Source organism: Bacillus sp. AK124 (genome assembly GCF_053903085.1).
In genome coordinates this window covers 3,395,235-3,414,131 of record NZ_CP096378.1, presented here as the reverse complement: position 1 = coordinate 3,414,131, position 18,897 = coordinate 3,395,235, and the positions used below count along the sequence as shown (strand labels likewise).

16 protein-coding genes are annotated in these 18,897 nt (G+C 49.0%); 8 read left to right on the top strand and 8 right to left on the bottom strand.

From position 1 onward, the window contains the following. Window positions 1-4: 4 nt before the first annotated feature. The 4 genes from M1E06_RS17255 to M1E06_RS17240 all read right to left on the bottom strand — a co-directional run bounded on the left by M1E06_RS17255 (window position 5) and on the right by M1E06_RS17240 (window position 5,524). Window positions 5-2,626, bottom strand: a complete 2,622-nt coding sequence (locus M1E06_RS17255; protein WP_216904522.1) for a DUF2309 domain-containing protein — start codon at window positions 2,624-2,626, stop codon at window positions 5-7. Further along, window positions 2,623-4,155 carry an NADH dehydrogenase subunit 5 gene (locus M1E06_RS17250; protein WP_080131285.1) on the bottom strand — a complete coding sequence of 511 codons (1,533 nt, stop codon included), beginning with the start codon at window positions 4,153-4,155 and terminating at the stop codon, window positions 2,623-2,625. The genes M1E06_RS17255 and M1E06_RS17250 overlap by 4 nt, the downstream gene beginning before the upstream one ends. 175 nt (window positions 4,156-4,330) lie before the next feature. Continuing rightward, a complete protein-coding gene (locus M1E06_RS17245) occupies window positions 4,331-4,705 on the bottom strand; it encodes a DUF2294 domain-containing protein (RefSeq protein WP_016886253.1) in 375 nt (124 codons plus the stop codon). 267 nt (window positions 4,706-4,972) lie between these two features. Further along, window positions 4,973-5,524: a DJ-1 family glyoxalase III gene (locus M1E06_RS17240; protein ID WP_043054186.1), complete on the bottom strand. Its 552-nt coding sequence runs from the start codon at window positions 5,522-5,524 to the stop codon at window positions 4,973-4,975. A gap of 211 nt (window positions 5,525-5,735) precedes the next feature. Here M1E06_RS17240 and M1E06_RS17235 point away from each other — a divergent pair, with 211 nt between their 5' ends. The 5 genes from M1E06_RS17235 (at window position 5,736) to M1E06_RS17215 (ending at window position 12,248) form a co-directional block, all read left to right on the top strand. Beyond that, on the top strand, window positions 5,736-6,710 hold the full coding sequence (locus tag M1E06_RS17235) for a thiamine pyrophosphate-dependent dehydrogenase E1 component subunit alpha (protein ID WP_016886251.1): 975 nt from the start codon (window positions 5,736-5,738) through the stop codon (window positions 6,708-6,710). Window positions 6,711-6,731: 21 nt separating this feature from the next. After that, window positions 6,732-7,766: an alpha-ketoacid dehydrogenase subunit beta gene (locus M1E06_RS17230; protein ID WP_023855891.1), complete on the top strand. Its 1,035-nt coding sequence runs from the start codon at window positions 6,732-6,734 to the stop codon at window positions 7,764-7,766. Between the two features lie 22 nt (window positions 7,767-7,788). Beyond that, window positions 7,789-8,916, top strand: a complete 1,128-nt coding sequence (locus M1E06_RS17225; RefSeq protein ID WP_059231984.1) for a dihydrolipoamide acetyltransferase family protein — start codon at window positions 7,789-7,791, stop codon at window positions 8,914-8,916. Window positions 8,917-8,934: 18 nt separating this feature from the next. Continuing rightward, window positions 8,935-10,311 (top strand): dihydrolipoyl dehydrogenase, encoded by a 1,377-nt coding sequence (gene lpdA, locus M1E06_RS17220; RefSeq protein WP_026580636.1) that lies wholly within the window; start codon window positions 8,935-8,937, stop codon window positions 10,309-10,311. A 101-nt stretch (window positions 10,312-10,412) separates the two neighbouring features. Next, on the top strand, window positions 10,413-12,248 hold the full coding sequence (locus M1E06_RS17215) for a sigma-54-dependent Fis family transcriptional regulator (RefSeq protein ID WP_020450598.1): 1,836 nt from the start codon (window positions 10,413-10,415) through the stop codon (window positions 12,246-12,248). On the opposite strand, the gene M1E06_RS17210 is transcribed toward M1E06_RS17215, so the two are convergent. Next, complete coding sequence (locus tag M1E06_RS17210) at window positions 12,245-12,574, bottom strand: YnfA family protein (protein WP_161513128.1); 330 nt, start codon at window positions 12,572-12,574, stop codon at window positions 12,245-12,247. The genes M1E06_RS17215 and M1E06_RS17210 overlap by 4 nt on opposite strands. Before the next feature lie 182 nt (window positions 12,575-12,756). Between M1E06_RS17210 and glvA the strand changes: the two genes are divergently transcribed. From glvA to M1E06_RS17195, 3 genes are all read left to right on the top strand, one after another. Continuing rightward, window positions 12,757-14,106 (top strand): maltose-6'-phosphate glucosidase, encoded by a 1,350-nt coding sequence (glvA, locus tag M1E06_RS17205; RefSeq protein WP_020450600.1) that lies wholly within the window; start codon window positions 12,757-12,759, stop codon window positions 14,104-14,106. Window positions 14,107-14,213: 107 nt separating this feature from the next. Then, complete coding sequence (locus M1E06_RS17200) at window positions 14,214-14,984, top strand: MurR/RpiR family transcriptional regulator (protein WP_020450601.1); 771 nt, start codon at window positions 14,214-14,216, stop codon at window positions 14,982-14,984. A gap of 15 nt (window positions 14,985-14,999) precedes the next feature. After that, window positions 15,000-16,592, top strand: a complete 1,593-nt coding sequence (locus M1E06_RS17195; RefSeq protein ID WP_026580632.1) for an alpha-glucoside-specific PTS transporter subunit IIBC — start codon at window positions 15,000-15,002, stop codon at window positions 16,590-16,592. Between the two features lie 149 nt (window positions 16,593-16,741). On the opposite strand, the gene M1E06_RS17190 is transcribed toward M1E06_RS17195, so the two are convergent. From M1E06_RS17190 to M1E06_RS17180, 3 genes are all read right to left on the bottom strand, one after another. After that, window positions 16,742-17,320 (bottom strand): class I SAM-dependent methyltransferase, encoded by a 579-nt coding sequence (locus M1E06_RS17190; protein ID WP_026580631.1) that lies wholly within the window; start codon window positions 17,318-17,320, stop codon window positions 16,742-16,744. 106 nt (window positions 17,321-17,426) lie between these two features. Next, a complete protein-coding gene (locus tag M1E06_RS17185) occupies window positions 17,427-18,404 on the bottom strand; it encodes a glycosyltransferase family protein (protein ID WP_023855896.1) in 978 nt (325 codons plus the stop codon). Between the two features lie 152 nt (window positions 18,405-18,556). Then, a complete protein-coding gene (locus tag M1E06_RS17180) occupies window positions 18,557-18,895 on the bottom strand; it encodes a winged helix-turn-helix transcriptional regulator (RefSeq protein WP_020450605.1) in 339 nt (112 codons plus the stop codon). Window positions 18,896-18,897 lie beyond the last annotated feature (2 nt).

The following is an 18,897-nucleotide window of genomic DNA, read 5'->3' as shown; positions in this document are numbered from 1 at the left end:
CACCTCATTCATTTATCGTGTTTGTCCAGTTCTTCCATTTTCCCTCCGGGTTAATAGATGCCAGGTGGATCCATCCGTTCTCCGCCTTTTGCCGGAAGCTGTGATCGCGGTCAAGGAGACGTTCGATAGCATCATCCGGTGCTTCGATCACGATCAGGAGTCTGAGAGGCGCATGATATATTTCGTCATCCGACCGCATGACGGACTGCCACGGGAGACCGGCCAAAAGATCGCTTGCATTTCCTTGCATGACGCCGAGGCCTGAAGTGACGGTTTGAGTTGCCTTATTTCCGCTTCCATAATAATGCGGTGCAACGGTTGACGCGTAATATTGCAGATTGATCCATTGGGCTACTGTTCCAGGCCCTGAAATGATGCCGCTGAGGATGGAGCCGTCCTCGTCATTCCGCCAGTCATAGCTGTGCAGAAAAGCTCTTCCTTCAAGATCAGCTTCGCGTGTAAGCCGGCGTGTGCCGATGATGAATGAAGCATTTCGTGCCAGCCCCCATTCTGGACGGACTTCGCTCCAATCTTCGGCGAAGCGCTCAACTTCATTCCGCGGATTTTGGTAGCCGAGCTGCGGCAGCTCTTCTAAGCGTTCGGCTCCGACAGTACGGCTCACATCAGGAAGCACCGAGTTGATGCGGTCGAACGCTTGTTGAGCTTTAGCCGGAAGCTCAGGTACATAGAGCCACTGCAGTTCATCCAATGTTGTAATGTGCTCTGCGGCGGCGAATACCGTATCATCCGGAATAAAAATGCCGTCGGAGCGGAGCCTCTGTCTGACGCTCGGAAGGTTGCATAAAGCGGCTAGGACGCGTGCGTTAAAAGCGCCTGATGCGCCTCCGCAGGCGCCGCAGTCCAATGCCGATGCATAAGGGTTATTCGTGCTTCTGCTGGCGTGCCCGCAAATGACAACCAGCGGAGCGAACCGGTCGGTGATCCCCATCATCTTTAATGCCTGTCTGGCATAGGCGGCTTTTTCTTCATCCGTAAATCCGACCGGAATATCGGCATCAGATGTTTCCATACGATCAAGCGAGAGCTTTGCCTGAGGCTTTTTCAGCCATGTTTTCCGCGCATTCCGGAAAGTTTGCCCGGCTGTGCGGGGGACCAGGCTGCGCGCGGCCATTTGCAGGCTCAGCCATGGCCCGCTCACTTCGGGAAGGAGCATACCCGCCAATAGATTCTGTTTCATCTTTTTAAAGGCGGAGCTCAGCGAAGCTGCTGCTTTTTTATGTTCTTGATACGATTTAAAGCTTGATTCATCGGCCGTTTCATTTACTCGATGCTGAGGTTTAAGGATGACCGGCAGAGAGCTGTGAGTGTGCTTAGTGCCAAGTTCACACGTTTCGATTGCCAGATTGAAAAAGCCCGCTGTTCCATACGTTTCAAAAGGGCCTGACTTTTCCAATGCCCGTCGGAACGGCTCTGAACGGACATCAATACAAAATGCAAGCTGGGCCAGCGCCGCTTCACTTTTGGCGGCAGCGGCAGGTTTGTTTGCCGTGATGAGGTTCCTTACCTCAGCAGCGTATGATTGTTCCCATGCTTCCAGCCAGATGCGCCTGCGCGTTAGATCATCAAAGCGGCGGGCGAGTGTTAATCTTGCTTTTTGCTCTGCTGCTGAAAGTTTGAGCCATTCGTCAGGCGTCAGGCCGCCCCAATGCAGCCAGGCCGCAATCAAAGGAACGATCTGCATCTCTTTTTCAGGTTTTGGCTTAGACAGCGGCACATAAGGTTCAATAAGCATCCATTCCATTGAAAGCCGGATGGCCAAATACTCGAGAAGCAGCCCTTGTTCGTCCTGCGATTGCTGGGAACGCCAAAGCATCATCCCGGCCCATCCCGGAAGAGAGAGCAAATGAGCTTCAAGGTATGCCTGAACGTCTCCATCAGAAATATCAAGCGCTCGGAGTGCTCTTTTCATCGCGTCCCGAGGCTCCTCCGGCCACCCTTTCAGTCGTTGGCGTTCCGCTCGCGCCAGGGCGGGATCATGTTCAACAAGCTGCCGCCAAGCGCTGTAAAACCCTTTCTCGCGATGTGGAAGCCGCCATGCCGATTGTGATTCATCGAGAAACAGCTTGCACCATTTAATCACATGATGATCAAGAAGGTGAGCGGTTTTTTGTCCGGCAAAAACGCTGAGCGGTTTGATCAAGCGTGTTTTTTGATCATCGATTGTCCCGCGCGCCGCTTGTTTGGCAAGCTTTTCGACTTGCCGGGATCTCAAGAGCTTTTCAGGGATTTCATCCAGCTTGAGCGCGGCTTTGCAAAACGCTTCCGCTGTTTCCCTCTGCATGCCGGGCTGATGTGAATCGAGCCAATGCGTCAGCTTTTTTTCAAGAATGGCCTCATCGATTTCTCCCCTTTGTTTTGCGGAGCGGAAAATGGAGGACTTTGGGTATATATCAACCTGAAGCTGCTGTTTAAGCTGCCGGGCCGTCTGTTCAAATGTCTGTTCTTCAAGACCCATCCACGGATGGCGCGCGGCAAAGGTTTCAATCGGCCAAAGCGGCGCAATGACTCGTGCTGCTGATTGAACCGATTCATCAATATTAAAGTCCGCTGTCTGATGTTCATATTTGAAGATCAATTGTTTAGACAATGTGGGTGCTGCTTTCATGATTGACGACCTCCTTGAGTAAGATATTGGTCAAGATAATTCGGCCGTTCTTCGACCGATTCAAAATGAGGCTCACCCGTTTTTACAAGACGCAGATAAAGTGCGCCGGACCATGCAAACCGCTGCCGAACGATCAAGGCGCTGGCCGCAGTACCAGCTAACAAAACGACTACCGTTAAAACGGCCGCCATGACGGGCGGTTGCGCCCCCTGTACAACAGCTTCCTTCAGGAGCCCGTGTAAACCGGAATGAATGATGGCAAACGCGAGTGAAGCCCCCGTTAAAATGAAAAGCCCGGCCATTCGTGTGACGCGACCGTCATTGGCTGTGACAAGCTGTCTCCAAGCAATGAACAATGCCCAGCCTAAAACAAGGGCGCTGATCAATTGATAGCCATCGTCCGCAGCTGAGACCCAGATTCCGATGACGACAGTAAGAGCAAAGGCGCCGCCTATCATGTCCCAGAAAAGAGCCGGTCTGCCCCGTTTAGAGGCGAACGATTCATAACGGCGCACCGCTGATCCGGCTTGCAGGAAAAGGGCGGCTTTGAACAGGCCGTGCAAAATGAGGTGAATAACAGCCGCAATATAGGCTCCTAATGCGCATTGGACGAGCATAAAACCCATCTGCGCGACCGTTGAAGCTGCGAGCTGCCGCTTGTAGTCCGTCTGGACGATCATCATGCCCGTTCCGAGCAAGACGGAAAAGACGGCGGGAACAAGCAGAATAAGCTGCAGCCCATCACCGCTGAACATCGGTGCGAAACGGGTCAGCATGACGCCGCCTACATTTACGAGTCCGGCGTGCATGACCGCGGAAACGGGAGTCGGCGCGATTGCCGAATCGAGCAGCCAGCGATGAAACGGCCACTGTGCCGCAGGAATCATCACCGTTAAAATGATAAGGAGGCCAATCCCGGTTTTCTCCCATGAGCTGAGCTGTACAAGGCTTTCCTCCGCTATGGCGGATGATAGCTGCCAGTGTCCTGTCGCGAGAGACAGCCAAAGAGCGGCTGCTGCTATCGCCAGCCAGCTGAGCGCAAAGATCCGGCCCGCATACAAAGCGGCATTTTTGGCCGCTTGCCACGCGCCGTTTAAGCCGATTAGCGCGGTCAAGCCGAAAAGCGTGATACCCCAGCATAAGAGGAGCCAGCGAAGATCATCGTTCAGCCAGGCGCATGAAGCGCCTCCTGTTGTAAGCGTCAGCAGCACAAAAAATTTACGGTAGGAGCGGTCGCCGAACAAATACCGGACAGAGTAGCGCTGGACGATGAAGCCGATTGTCAAGACAAACAAGGCGATCAGCCAAGCCAGCGAATCCAAGCGCCAAGGAGCTCCAGCTTGCCCGGGATTTGCCGTTATCAATGCTGCCAGCGCGGCAAGCGGCGGCAGGGCGATGATCTTGGCGTGAATCCGTACATATGCCAATGGAACCTTTCGATTCAGGACGAGCAGTGCGCTTAACAAACAAAGCGCAAGCGACGCGAAAAATATTTTCAGCCAAAATAAAGAATCTAGCAGATCAAACATCCGGCATCCCTCCGTCGGGATGATGGAAAAGAACATACTGTTTCATGTCTTGCCTTCCTTTCTGAAAACGTAAAAAAAGCCGGTATATTCAGGATCGGCCCATTTCAGCCAATCTTTCTGAATAATACCGGCTTATCTTTAACTCATGTTCATGCTTTAAAGATCTTCCGTTTTTCTATGCCAATTTTTTTTGCAGGTCGTTTGCCAATTTAAATACCATGATCCGCTCGCCAGTGCGGGTGCTGATATCCGTGTGAAAGCTGATCGTCTCTTCACCGGTCAGCTCCTTCATTATGCGGCTCAGTTGTTCTATACCCGATTCCACCAAACCGGAGCGGGTTCTTTTAATTGACAGCAGGCCTTCTTTTGTACTGCAAAGTTCGTATTCGGCGGGTGTCAAAATACCGTTCAGGGAAATGATGACCATATTTCTGAGAATGTCTGTTTTAACAGACACGGAGCCGCGGCCCAAATAGTCTTTTTCCCATTGGGTTAAGGTTTTGCTGATCTCCGCCTCCAGAGACCCCTTTGTCACTTTCTGTTTTTTCAATGTTATATCCTCCTGAAAAACGGTATATTTCTTTTCCTTATACATGAGTATAGGGAAAATGAAATATACCGTCCTATCAAAATGTTAATGTCATACATGGTAAAGGGTGCTTTTTCACGCGACCATAGGGATTATAGCCGAATGCTAAAGCTCTTTTGCATGAGATTACAATTATTGATTTTACGGAATTACTTTTTAAATATCATATCTTTTAAGATTTATGATGTCAATACCGTTCTTTTATGGATAAAAAAGAGGAATGCCGTCTTAGCAGACGAGCATTCCCTTGGCAACTGCATCGGCTTTTTCTTTGCCGTTCAGCAATTCGGCAAGCTTGAGGGCAAATGGAATCGTGGTCGCCGGGCCTCTGGAAGTAATGATGTTTCCATCTACGACAACTTTTTCATTTGCAGTGACATCCGCTCCTGTTAAATGTTCTTCAACCCCGGGATAGCAGGTCGCTTTTTTTCCGCTGACAAGCCCCGTTTTTCCGAGCGTCATCGTTGCGGCGCAGATAGCGGCGACATATTTTCCTGCATCCGCCGCTTCTGTCAGCGTCTTGTGCAAAGCTTGGTGTTCCAGCATTTTTTTGCTGCCTACATTTCCGCCCGGAAGAATCAGCATATCCGCTTTTTGAAAATCAGCATCCTCAAACATGACGTCTGCCTCGACGACAATGTCATGCCCGCCTTTCACGCTGCGCGATGGATCAAGCGAGACGGTGACGGTCTCGACTTCAGCCCTCCGTAAAATATCAATCGTTGCTATCGCTTCGATTTCTTCAAATCCGCCGATTAAAAAAACATACGCTTTCTTCATGAAAAAAACCTCCTTCGTCTCTACCGTTCATTCTAACTGCGGCAAAGACATTTCCGCAACTGATGAAGTAGACAAATTGAGACACCCGTCTCGTTTTGTCTCTTGTTTTGGAAGGATGTCCGTCTGAAAAGAGCTTCATGTTCGCGTCGGAGAGCTGGCACGATTTTTGCATCATAACGTGTGAGTAAAAAAAGACAGGAGGTTTTTGCATATGGAAGAGGCACTGACAAAGGAAAAGGCGGTATGGATGTATCAAAAAATGCTGGAAATCCGCTATTTCGAAGATCGGGTTCATCAGCTGTTTGCTAAAGGGATACTGCCGGGTTTTGTCCATCTTTACGCCGGGGAAGAAGCGGTCGCTGCGGGCGTCTGCGCCCATCTGAATGATGAAGACACCATCACGAGCACACATCGCGGCCATGGGCACTGCATTGCAAAAGGGTGCGACTTGAAAGGGATGATGGCCGAGATATACGGGAAATCTGCAGGACTTTGCAAAGGAAAAGGCGGATCGATGCATATCGCAGACTTTGACAAAGGGATGCTAGGCGCAAACGGAATCGTCGGCGGGGGATTTCCCTTGGCCTGCGGAGCTGCCCTCACTGCAAAGTATAAAAAGACTAAAAATGTAAGCGTTTGCTTTTTTGGCGACGGCGCCAACAACCAGGGGACGTTTCACGAAGGGATCAACCTTGCCGCCATCTGGAAGCTCCCTGTCATATTTGTCGCCGAAAACAACGGGTATGGCGAAGCGACGCCGTTTTCCTATGCGTCAAGCTGCGAGTCGATCGCAGATCGTGCGGCCGCCTACGGGATTCCGGGCATTCGCGTGGATGGAAAAGATGCAGCCGCGGTTTTCCAGGCTGCGGGCCGGGCGATAGAGCGTGCCAAAAACGGTGAAGGACCGACGCTTATTGAGTGTATGACATACCGGAACTACGGCCATTTTGAAGGAGATGCCCAGCGCTACAAAACAAATGACGAAAAAGCGGTGCATCAGGAAGAAAAAGATGCCATTGCCGTGTTCAAAAGCGAATTGCTGGCAAAAGGGCTGATGAGTGAAGAAGAGCAGTCACGGATTGAAAAAGAAGTTGAAGAAGCGGTCGAGCAAGCGGTCGCATTCAGCGAAAAAAGCGCTTATCCGGAAGAAACCGAACTGCTGACAGATGTATATGTATCCTATTAATTCATGAAGGGGGAAGGAAACATGACGAGGGAAATCAGCATGTCAGCCGCATTGAATGAAGCGATCAAACTTGCGATGAGAAAGGACGATCACGTCATTTTAATGGGGGAAGATGTCGCAGGAGGAGCGAATGTCGATCATCTGCAGGATGATGAAGCATGGGGCGGTGTGCTTGGCGTCACGAAAGGGATTGTTCAGGAATTTGGACGGGAGCGCGTCCTTGATACGCCGATTAGTGAAGCGGGGTACATCGGCGCAGCCATGGCGGCGGCTTCAACAGGTTTAAGGCCGATCGCGGAATTGATGTTTAACGATTTTATCGGCACGTGTCTGGACCAGGTGCTGAACCAGGGAGCGAAGTTCCGCTACATGTTTGGCGGAAAAGCGGAAGTTCCGATTACGATCCGGACGACCCACGGTGCCGGCTTTAGGGCAGCCGCCCAGCATTCGCAAAGCTTGTATGCCCTATTTACAAGCATTCCCGGCTTGAAAGTGATTGTGCCGTCGACCCCGTACGATGCGAAAGGCTTATTGCTCGCTGCGATTGAGGATCAGGACCCGGTTATCTTTTTTGAAGACAAAACGCTGTACAACATGACAGGCGATGTGCCGGAAGAATATTACACGCTTCCGATCGGAAAAGCCGATATCAAGCGGGAAGGCGCTGATGTAACGATTGTCGCAGTCGGCAAACAGGTTCATACGGCGCTTCAAGCGGCGGAACAGCTCTCACTGCGGGGAATCGAAGCCGAAGTCCTTGATCCGAGGAGTCTTTCACCGCTTGATGAGGAGGCCGTCCTTACATCTGTTGAAAAAACAAACAGACTTGTGATCGTCGATGAAGCCAATCCGAGATGCAGCATCGCCGCGGATATCGCATCTTTGGCGGCAGATAAAGGATTTGATTCGCTTGATGCACCGGTTAAAAAGGTAACGGCTCCACATACGCCGGTTCCATTTTCACCGCCTCTTGAAGACCTGTATTTGCCGACGCCGGAAAAAGTGGTGAACACCGTGCTGGAGATGCTCGGAGAAATCTCAACACATACGGTATAAAGATTGGAAAGGAGAGGAGAACATGGCTGTCGAGGTTGTCATGCCGAAATTGGGAATGGCGATGAAAGAAGGTACGGTTTCCGTCTGGAATAAAAAAGTCGGTGAAGCCGTTGAAAAAGGAGAAAGCATTGCCAGCATCAATTCCGAAAAAATCGAAATGGAAATCGAATCTCCGGCAAACGGAACCGTGTTGGACATCAAAGTGTCCGAAGGAGAGGGAGTGCCGCCGGGAACGGTCATCTGCCAGATCGGGAATGAAAACGAACAAACGCCGGAAAGTCAAACAAAACAGCCGGATTCCCCGAAAGAACGGATTAAAATTTCTCCGGCTGCACGCAAAATCGCGCAAAGCGCAAATATAGACATCAAAACGCTGAAAGGCACGGGGCCCGGAGGGAGAATTACGAAAGCGGATGTGCTGCAGGCGCTTCCCGACAGGCCGAACAAGCAGGCGGATAAGGCTGAAGATCGTCCGCCGGCAAGCCCGATGAGGAAAACGATTGCCGCAAGAATGACGGAAAGCCTGCAAAACAGCGCCCAGCTGACGATTACGATGAAGGCGGACATCACGAAATTAACAGCCCTGCAAAAACAGCTTAATGAAACAGCTCAATCCAGGTATGATACAAAGCTGACGATCACTGATTTTGCCGCCAGGGCAGCTGTTTTTTCGCTTTTGGATCATTCGGCCATGAACAGCGTTTATCAAGACGGAAGGCTTGCGACCTTTGATCATGTTCATTTAGGAGTGGCGGCGGCTTTGGACGAAGGCCTGGCCGTTCCCGTCATCCGTCATGCCGAGCGGCTTCCGCTGATCGAACTGGCCAAGAAAATCAAATGGTATGCCAAAAAAGCGCGGGAAGGTAGGCTTCTGCACGACGAAATAGAAGGATCGACATTTACGATTACAAATCTCGGCGCATATGGTGTCGAGCACTTTACACCGATCTTAAATCCGCCAGAAACCGGGATACTTGGAATCGGCCAAATGTATTCGGCCCCCGTCTATCAAGACGGAGAACTGACAAAGGGCGCCATTCTGCCGCTCAGTCTGACTTTTGATCACCGCGCGCTTGATGGTGCGCCTGCTGCAGCATTCCTTTCAGATGTAAAAAAATATTTGGAAGATCCTGCATCGATTCTTTTATAGAGAGAAGGTGGATAGACTGTGACACTCGCGATTATAGGAGGGGGACCTGCGGGTTACGTAGCGGCAATAACAGCCGCCAAGAATAGCAGAGAAGTCATCCTGATTGAAGATGGCCCCCTCGGAGGGACGTGTTTAAATGAAGGGTGCATACCGACAAAAGCGCTTCTTGAGAGCGCCGATATGTTCGAGAAAGTAAAGTCCGCCGGTGCATTCGGCATCGGGCTGACAGGCGAAAGCCCGACGGTTCAGTGGGAGGCCGTCCAGAGCCGTAAGAGAGAGATTATTCAGCGGCTCGCCGGGGGTATTAAATATTTGATGAATAAAAACAAAATCAAGGTGCTGCAAGGAAAAGCATCGTTCTTGTCGGAACACGACATAATTGTTGAAAAGGACGGAAAACAGGAGGTCATCAATGCCGGGCATGTGATTATAGCGGCAGGAGCGGAACCTGCCGCACTGCCTTTTGCGTCTTTTGACGGGAGCTGGATCATCGACAGCGGAGATGCCATGTCATTGCCGTCCATTCCTGAAACAATTTTTATTATCGGCGGAGGAATCATCGGTTGTGAATTTGCCAGTATATACAGCAGGTTGGGAGCGAACGTAGTGATAGCCGAGCAAGCGGAACAGATTTTGCCTGAGGAAGATCCGGATATTGCCGCCTTTCTGCACACAAGTCTCGAAGAATCCGGCGTCCGTGTTTTCACATCTGTACAAGTGGAGCGTCTTGATCCTGCCCGGCAGCGCGTCTTTCTGAAAAATGGCGATGACAGCTTTAATATTCAAGCGGATCGATGTCTGGTCGCCGTCGGCCGAAAACCGAGAACTGCTGATTTGAAGCTTGAGCATATCGGAGTGCGATATGACAGGAAAGGGATTCAAGTCAACCAGCATATGCAGACAAACATTCCGCATATTTATGCGTGCGGGGATATCACAGGCGGAGTTCAGCTGGCGCATGCCGCCTTTCACGAAGGAATCGTCGCCGCATCCCATGCCTCAGGCAAAGACATGAAGGTCAACAGTGAAATCATTCCGCGCTGCATCTATACCTCGCCTGAGATCGCAAGCGTCGGCTTAAATGAAAAAAAGGCGAGGGAGCGCTACGGGGATGTTCGTATCGGTGAGTTTCCGTTTTCTTCAAACGGAAAAGCACTTATTTTAAATGAGGCTGCCGGAAAGGTCAAAATCATCACAGAGCCGGAGTATCAGGAAATTGTCGGGGTTTCGATCGTGGGTCCGGGAGCAACCGAACTGATCGGCCAGGCAGCCGTGATGATGCACGCTGAGCTGACGGCAGACGCAATGGAGCACTTCATCGCGGCTCATCCGACTCTTTCGGAAACGATTCACGAAGCTTTGCTGCAAGTCGCAGGCCAGGCGGTTCATTGCTGAATAATGGAAAACTTCGCACAGCAGGTAAGTGCGGAGTTTTTTTATCGATATTGAAAGCGCTTTTATAATATAATGAGGAAAAAGCATTAGGAGAGGATGGAATGAATCCGACGCCCTGCTATTTAAATACGTGGAAACGTTTTGTTCAGGAGGGGCTCCTTGACCAGGCCCGCTTGAACAAAAGAGTCATGGAATCATGGTACCGCTGCAAAAGCCGAAATGTAAATCCGTATTTAGATAAAGGACAGTCAATTTTAAAAAAGGATTTATTCAACGCTCAAAAAAAGAAACATTCGTTATTCCTCGATATCGCCCTGCCTTATTTACACAATATCAGCCGTGAATTAAAAGAGTCGGAAATGATGGCGCTCTTGATCGATGCCGACGGGTACGTATTGAGTTTGGCCGGATGCCTGAGGACGCTTGAAGAGGCGAAAAAAATCAATTTTGTTGAGGGTGTGCGCTGGACGGAAACAGAAGTCGGCACGAACGCCATCGGAACCGCACTTGAAATCGGCGAAGCTGTCACCATTCACGGGACCGAGCATTTTTCGGTGGCATCCCATCATTGGAGCTGTTCTGCTGCACCGATTCGCGATGAAGACGGCACCGTTATGGGTTTGATTGATATTTCCTGTCTCACGGATAGAAGGCATCCCTTTATGCTTGGGATGGCTGCTACTGCCGCACACGCCATCGAGCGCGAGGTCAGCGTACACACGAAAAAAAACGAAGCCGAGCTCATCAGCCATTGTCTTGAAAAAATCGATTCGGATCAGCCGTTTATCGTCTGCAATGAAAAAGACAAAATCGTAGCTGCGAGCAGATCGGTGCGGGAACGTTTTTCCGACTGGAGGAGAATGGATGTCAATGATCTGTATGAGCGCGGGTTTGCCGGCGTGCACAAGCAGACGATTTTCTCCGCAAAAGACGGGAGGCCCCTCGGAAAGTCGATGGCACTGGCTGAAGTCTCCCGCAAAAAAACAGCTCCATCACTCGCATCCGGTTTCATCTATCCAGGAGAAACCGGAACAAGCCGGGCGTTTCAGCAGGCGCTTAACGACATGAGGCTTGCGGCTCAGACGGATGCGAATGTATACATATGGGGGGAGACAGGCTCCGGAAAGGAACTTGCCGCAAGGGCCATTCATCAGGCAAGCGCCCGGAGAAACGGGCCTTTTATCGCCGTCAACTGCGGCGCCATTCCTGAAAGCCTGATGGAGAGCGAATTGTTCGGCTATGCCGAAGGTGCATTTACAGGAGCAAAGCGCCGCGGTTCAAAAGGGAAGTTTGAACAGGCTCACCGCGGTACGATTTTTCTCGATGAAATCGGTGAGATCCCTTATCAGATGCAAGTGGCGCTCTTAAGGATCATCGAAGAGCGGAAGGTCACCCCGATCGGCGGAACCCGTGAAGTTCCCCTCGACATCAGAATCATCACAGCAACACACCGTGATCTGAAAGATCTTCTCCAAAAAGGAAAGATACGTGAAGATCTGTATTACCGCCTTCATGTTTATCCGGTAAAAGTACCGCCGCTCAGAGAGCGCAAAGAGGACATACCTGATTTGTTCCGCCACTATCAGCAGCAACACGGGTGGAAGGCCGATTTTCCGCCGATTTTTTTCAATCGGCTTCAAGAATATCACTGGCCGGGAAACGTCCGTGAGCTCTTTAATACGTTTGAAAGGCTCAGGGTTTTATTTCCGGACGGCGGGCTGATCGCCCCGTCCCAATACAGCGCGGTGCTGGACGGACTCCATTGGAAAAGCGGCGCACCTTCTGAAGAAGACCGGCTCACATTCAGAGAACGTGTTCAAAAACAAACGATGATGGAAGCTTTGCAAAAAACGAAAGGAAATGTGTCCGAAGCGGCTAAGCAGGCCGGAATTCCAAGAAGCACATTTTACAAGCGGCTTCGAAAGTATAACCTTTAACCTCTCGGCGCCCAAAGCATGACGCTGACACCGGCTAAACAGATCACGGCCCCGGCCCAATCATAGAGGTCGGGGGTTTTTTTGTCCACCAGCCAACCCCAAAGCACAGCCAGAATAATAAATACGCCCCCGTACGCGGCATAGACGCGCCCGAACGATGGAAACGCCTGAAAAGCCGGGATTATGCCGTAAATGATTAAAGTCAGCCCTCCGGCTACCCCGTACCACAGCGGTTTGGCTTCCCTCAGCCACAGCCATACGAGATAGCCCCCGCCGATTTCAGCCAAGCCCGCCAGCAAAAATAAACCGATTGCGATCAGCATCAACAACACACTCCAATTCAGTGAATTGCCTTTATTCTACACGACATAAAACGGCCGGGAAAGTTCCCGTTTTTCGGGAAAATAAACAGAACGCGAGTATAGGAACTGTCTTTCCCGAACCTGTTGGAACGGCTCCTTCAGCATGATATAAGTAAATTGTAAACGCTTATAAGGGGGCTTTAAAAATGGATAAAACGTATTCGATTGTCATTGCAGGCGGAGGAAGCACATTTACCCCGGGGATTGTATTGATGCTCTTGGACAATTTGGATGATTTCCCGATCCGACAGCTGAAATTGTATGACAATGATGGGGAGCGGCAAGACAAGATAGCCGGCGCCTGTGAAGTGTTGGTTCGAGAAAGGGCTCCGCACATTCAATTTTTAGCGACAACCGATCCGGAAGAGGCGTTTTCCGATGTTGATTTTGTCATGGCTCATATCAGAGTGGGCAAATATGCGATGCGCGAGCTCGATGAAAAGATCCCTCTGAAATACGGAGTCGTCGGCCAGGAGACGTGCGGACCCGGAGGGATTGCGTACGGAATGAGGTCGATTGGCGGCGTCCTTGAGCTCATTGATTATATGGAAACTTATTCACCTGATGCGTGGATGCTGAACTATTCAAACCCGGCTGCAATCGTTGCCGAAGCGACGAGAAGGCTGCGGCCGACATCAAAAGTGCTGAACATTTGCGATATGCCGATCGGTATCGAAGACAGGATGGCTCAAATTCTCGGGCTGTCATCACGAAAAGAGATGGTCGTCCGTTATTACGGTCTTAATCATTTTGGCTGGTGGACGTCAATTTGTGATAAAAACGGCAATGATCTGATGCCGGCGATCAAGGAGCACGTCGGGAAGTTCGGCTATATTCCTGAACACGAACATGAAAAGGCTGAGGCCAGCTGGAACGACACGTTCAAAAAAGCGAGGGAAGTATATGAACTCGATCCTGAGACGCTTCCAAATACGTATTTGCAATATTATTTTTATCCCGATGACATGGTGAAAAAATCAAACCCTGAATTCACGCGGGCGAACGAAGTAATGGAAGGGCGGGAAAAATTCATTTTCGGCGAGTGTGAAAAAATCGCAAAAGCCCAATCCAGCGCCGGCAGCAAAATCAAAATTGATGATCATGCTTCATATATTGTCGACCTTGCGCGCGCCCTTGCTTTTAATACCGGTGAACGGATGCTGTTAATTGTTGAAAATAACGGAGCGATCCAAAACTTCGATTCATCGGCGATGGTTGAGGTGCCTTGCATTGTCGGCAAAAACGGTCCGGAGCCGATCACAATCGGCAAGATACCGCAGTTCCAAAAAGGGCTGATGGAACAGCAGGTGTCTGTTGAAAAGCTTGTCGTTGAAGCCTGGATTGAAAAATCGTATCAAAAGCTTTGGCAGGCTCTAATTTTGTCGCGCACCGTGCCGAATGCAAGAACAGCCAAACTGATTCTCGATGATCTGATTGAAGCGAACAAAGCATATTGGCCGGAGCTCTCCGCGGAACATCTTCAGCCGTCGCTTTAAGGATAAAAGCGCCTGGGCTCCTGAGCCATACCGGCCAGCCCAGGCATATCTCCCATTTATTCTCGTATTTTATATAATAGAGACAGAGAATAAATGGGGTGAAAATGATGCAGTTGGAAGAATTAATGAACAAGCATTATAAAAAATTGAACGAAAACGACTTTCATGTTTTGAAATATATTTTGAACCATCAAGACACTTGCTACAAGCTGGGCATCAACGAATTAGCAAAGAAATGCAACGTATCCCGCACATCGATTTTAAGGCTTTCTCAAAAATTGGATTTCAGCGGGTACAGCGAGTTCAGGGTGTTTCTGAAATGGGAGGCCGAGAAACGGGAAGAAGAGCGGGAAGATTGCCGTTCCTTTGAATGCCTCATGAGGGATATGGAAGCAAGCATGAAGTATTTGAAAAATACGGATTTGCGCAAGATGTGTCAGCTCATTGACGAAGCAGACCGCATTTTTGTCTATGGTTCAGGTACCGCTCAGACCACGTGCGCTTATGAGCTGCAGCGAATGTTTGTTTCTCAGCACCGTTATTTGACGGTGATCAAAGATCAAATCGATTTCGACCTCATGTTTCCTGATTTTAGCCCGGCCGATCTGATCATCATCATTTCGCTGTCAGGAGAAACCCCGTCGCTGATTCCGCAGGCACAGTCTCTGTCGGCAAAAGGCATTCCTTTTATCTCTTTGACTAATTTGAAAAATAATCTGCTCGCCCAGCTCACGCCTTACAATCTCTATGCGCCGAGCCAGACGGTGACGGTTTATCCAAAAACGGAGCTGACAGCTTTTGCGCCCTTTTTTCTCGTTGGGGAAGCGCTGTTTCGCAGCTATGTCGACTATGCTGAAGAAAAGAAAAATCAGGAATAACAGGGGGGATTCGCATTGATGCAAAAAGTACAGCGATTCGGAAGCGCCATGTTTGTGCCGGTTTTGCTATTTGCCTTTGCCGGGATCGTCGTGGGCCTCAGCACATTATTTAAAAATGAGCAGCTGATGGGAGCGCTTGCCCGTCAGGACACCTTTTGGTATCAATTCTGGTATATCCTTGAAGAAGGCGGCTGGACTGTCTTCAGGCAAATGCCGCTGCTGTTTGCGGTCGGAATTCCGATCGCACTGGCGAAAAAAGCGCAGGCGAGGGCATGTTTGGAAGCGCTTACCACCTATCTGACCTTCAATTATTTTGTCAGCGCCATTTTGACAGTATGGGGCGATTTTTTCGGTGTTGATATGACACAGGAAGCCGGAGGAACAAGCGGACTTGCGGAAATCGCCGGCATCAAAACCCTTGATACGAACATTATCGGGGCGATTCTGATTTCATCGATTGTCGTTTATATCCACAATCGCTACTTTGATAAGAAGCTGCCCGATTTTTTAGGAATATTTCAAGGCTCTTCATTTGTCGTTATCATTTCATTTGCGATCATGCTTCCGGTAGCGCTTGCGACCGCGTGGATTTGGCCGATGGTGCAGGGCGGCATTGCGTCGCTGCAAAGCTTCCTTGTCGCCTCAGGAGCATTCGGTGTATGGGTTTACACATTTTTGGAAAGAATTTTGATCCCTACAGGCCTGCATCACTTCATCTACACGCCATTTGTTTTCGGCCCGGCCGTAGTTGAAGGCGGAATTGTCACCTATTGGGCGCAGCATCTCAGCGAGTTCTCGGCAAGCTCTGAGCCGTTGAAAGAGCTCTTTCCTCAAGGCGGATTCGCGCTCCACGGAAACTCTAAAATCTTCGGAATTCTGGGGATCGCGCTCGCGATCTATGTAACAGCCAGAAAAGAAAAGAAGAAAATCGTTGCCGGTCTGCTGATTCCGATCACGCTGACAGCGGTGATTGCGGGGATCACGGAGCCGATCGAATTTACGTTTTTATTCATTTCGCCGCTGCTGTTTTTCGTACACAGTCTCTTGGCCGCGACGATGGCAACCTTGATGTATGCTGCAGGGGTTGTCGGAAATATGGGCGGCGGTTTAATCGAGATTTTAACGCTCAACTGGATCCCTCTGTTTCATCAGCATGGCAGCACTTATATTTTTCAAATTTTGATCGGCTTGTCTTTCACCGCCATTTACTTCTTCGTATTCAGGTTCTTGATTGTAAAATTGGATATCGCCACACCGGGGCGTGAAAAAGACCAGCAGCAGGAGACCAAATTTTATTCGAAAAAAGAATACAAGGCGAAAAAAGAGTCCGAAAAAGAGGTTTCTGCTGCGCAGGAAATGGATGAAACCGATCAGGCGGTTCTTTGCATCAAAGCGCTCGGCGGAAAAGAAAACATAGCTGAAGTGACGAATTGTGCGACAAGACTGAGAGTCAGCGTGTATGATGAATCGAAAGTGGAGCCGGACAGTACGTTTAAGTCCTTTGGCGTTCACGGTGTCGTCAGAAACGGGAAAGCCTTGCAAATTATCATCGGTCTTTCGGTTCCGCAAGTCCGTGAAAGGGTTGAGAAGCTGCTGGATCAATCATAATTGTGCCGGGGAAAATAGCATCTCCTGAAACGACAAATGCAAGTTGCGGAGACTTGCATGTACGATTGGGGGATGCTCTTTTGATGCAGAGACAAGCTAACGCTTCACAGGTTATCCGCATTAGCTCGCTGCATGCCAATTCCCGTTTATTATCTTTTTTTGCAGTTCAGCACGTAAATTTCATTCTTCAGCTGTTCAGATGTTTTAATGACGACTTTTTCGCTGCCCTGAAAATCCAATATGCCGTCGTATCTTTCGATGACTTCGTCAATATGTTTGAAGTGGCGGACATGGGCGCGAGAATCATAGTTAGGCACAGAAATCACCATATCGCTCCCTTGAGGAAGACTTGATAAAAACGCCTTGTCTTTCTCGATATGCTCTAATACTTCCAGCAAAACAAAAACATTGTATTTTTGCAGCATCCGGACGATCGCCTCGTCATATACATTCCCTTCGATGAAAGTAAACGAGGGATTATACCTTTTGGCTTCTTCAAGCATTCCTTTGGAAAAATCGATGCCTAAATATTTTCTGTATCCTTTGTCATATAAAAGCTTTGCGAATCTCCCTGTGCCGCAGCCAATATCAACAATCGTTTCATCTTTGGACTCCGGCAATAGACGTGCAGCTTCTTCATACACCTTTTTCCAAGGGCTTTTTTCAAGCGGAATCAGATGTCGGTCAATAAATTGATCATAAAACTCAGCGGGCATTTCCGTTCCCATGTTTTTCACCTCGAAATCTTTTAAATCATCAGTAATAGAAATATATGTCCGAAAAGAAAATGCGTGCGGGAACAATCCCGCCGGATAAGAAAAATGGATCCATTCATCACCGTTTCCGCTGCTCCAAAAAATCTATTATCGCGTCTGCTATTTCTTGTGCGCGCGCATGATAGGTATGCCGCGAATGAACGAGACGGTAGCCGTTGTCTGTGATACGCTGCCTTTCTTTTTCGTTTTGAAGATAGTATTTTGCTTTATCATAAAAGTCTTCAACTTCACAAGCAATGAAATGGGTGCCGTCTTTAAAACCAAGATCGTAAATATCTTGATTTGGTTCCGCCAGCAACAACGTTCTGCAGGCAGGAGCTTCAAAAAATTTCAACAACGGGTAGCGAAGGGTGCTTCCGCACGTGAAAAATATCTTGGCCCTGTTCAGTTCCTGGGCATACTTTTCATTCAAAAAAGCCTGCTTGATTTCTTCTTCATCAGTTATGACATTGCCGGGATGGGGGTGGTGAACAAACCCTTCTTCATGCTTCATGGTCTGCAGTACAGCTTCCCTAAAAAGGTATTTTCCTTTTGGGGGGTATCTTTTGTTTCCTTCATGCACGAGTCCCATGAGCAAATAGTCTATCGTTTTTTTCAACTTCCAGTCCTTGAATATTTCTGGATCAACTGCCCATGGAACCCATCTGAATTTTTCTTCATACTGGGGATATTCATTTAAAAAATGCTCTTTTGTCACTGAAAAAATTAAATCAATTTGGTTTTCTTCGAAATAGCTGCTTCTGATCTGTTGATTAAAATGAGAATCGATCACAAACGCGCCGGTGGGGATGTTTGTATCCTTGAGCCCCCTTATGTTTGGGGATAATGAGAAGCCGTAGGCAATGTCGTAGTGGAAAATGAAATCAGGGCGAAATTGGATTTTGTCCAAAATATCCGGAAGATAGCCGTCTGTATGCCAGTACATGACTTCGGCAAACTCCTCCAGAGATTTCATCATTTTATACTTTACTTCATGTTTGGGCATGGTCTTCCAAAACGTTTTAATCAGAACTAATATTTTCAAGCATCTCCGCATTTCTTTCTCCTCTCAGGAAGTAATCTTTCCCTATTTAATATATGAGGATTAAAAATTGATGTTCAGGCAAGCATGAAAAGGCGGGGATCTGAAAAATATGCGGAATAAAACGGCAAAACAAAAAGGCGATGCACTTGAGATGCACGCCTTTTTTAATGATTTTCCCGTTCATTGGCGCCGTCCGGATCGATCCATTCCTGCGACCATTTTTCCATTCCTTTAAGGACCGATTCGAGCGCCTGTCCTTTTTCAGTCAGGGAGTATTCGATCCGCACCGGAGTTTCTGGATACACGTGCCGGTGGATGATGCCTTCGTGTTCGAGTTCTTTTAATCTTTCGGATAACAGCCTTCCGCTGATGGGAAGGGAAGATTCTATATGGCAAAACCGCTGCGGTCCGTTAAGAAGCTGGTGAATGATGAATCCATTCCAGCGCTGACTTATCATTTTCATTCCTTTTTCGAATTTCGGACATAAAGATGATAGGCTCATAT

What these genes read in the sequence shown, in the direction of transcription:
- M1E06_RS17255 (WP_216904522.1), bottom strand. Translation starts at nt 2,626, where the DNA reads ATGAAAGCAGCACCCACATTGTCTAAACAATTGATCTTCAAATATGAA.
- M1E06_RS17250 (WP_080131285.1), bottom strand. Translation starts at nt 4,155, where the DNA reads ATGTTTGATCTGCTAGATTCTTTATTTTGGCTGAAAATATTTTTCGCG.
- M1E06_RS17240 (WP_043054186.1), bottom strand. Translation starts at nt 5,524, where the DNA reads ATGAAGAAAGCGTATGTTTTTTTAATCGGCGGATTTGAAGAAATCGAA.
- M1E06_RS17235 (WP_016886251.1), top strand. Translation starts at nt 5,736, where the DNA reads ATGGAAGAGGCACTGACAAAGGAAAAGGCGGTATGGATGTATCAAAAA.
- M1E06_RS17230 (WP_023855891.1), top strand. Translation starts at nt 6,732, where the DNA reads ATGACGAGGGAAATCAGCATGTCAGCCGCATTGAATGAAGCGATCAAA.
- M1E06_RS17225 (WP_059231984.1), top strand. Translation starts at nt 7,789, where the DNA reads ATGGCTGTCGAGGTTGTCATGCCGAAATTGGGAATGGCGATGAAAGAA.
- M1E06_RS17215 (WP_020450598.1), top strand. Translation starts at nt 10,413, where the DNA reads ATGAATCCGACGCCCTGCTATTTAAATACGTGGAAACGTTTTGTTCAG.
- glvA (WP_020450600.1), top strand. Translation starts at nt 12,757, where the DNA reads ATGGATAAAACGTATTCGATTGTCATTGCAGGCGGAGGAAGCACATTT.
- M1E06_RS17200 (WP_020450601.1), top strand. Translation starts at nt 14,214, where the DNA reads ATGCAGTTGGAAGAATTAATGAACAAGCATTATAAAAAATTGAACGAA.
- M1E06_RS17190 (WP_026580631.1), bottom strand. Translation starts at nt 17,320, where the DNA reads ATGGGAACGGAAATGCCCGCTGAGTTTTATGATCAATTTATTGACCGA.
- M1E06_RS17185 (WP_023855896.1), bottom strand. Translation starts at nt 18,404, where the DNA reads ATGCGGAGATGCTTGAAAATATTAGTTCTGATTAAAACGTTTTGGAAG.
- M1E06_RS17180 (WP_020450605.1), bottom strand. Translation starts at nt 18,895, where the DNA reads ATGAGCCTATCATCTTTATGTCCGAAATTCGAAAAAGGAATGAAAATG.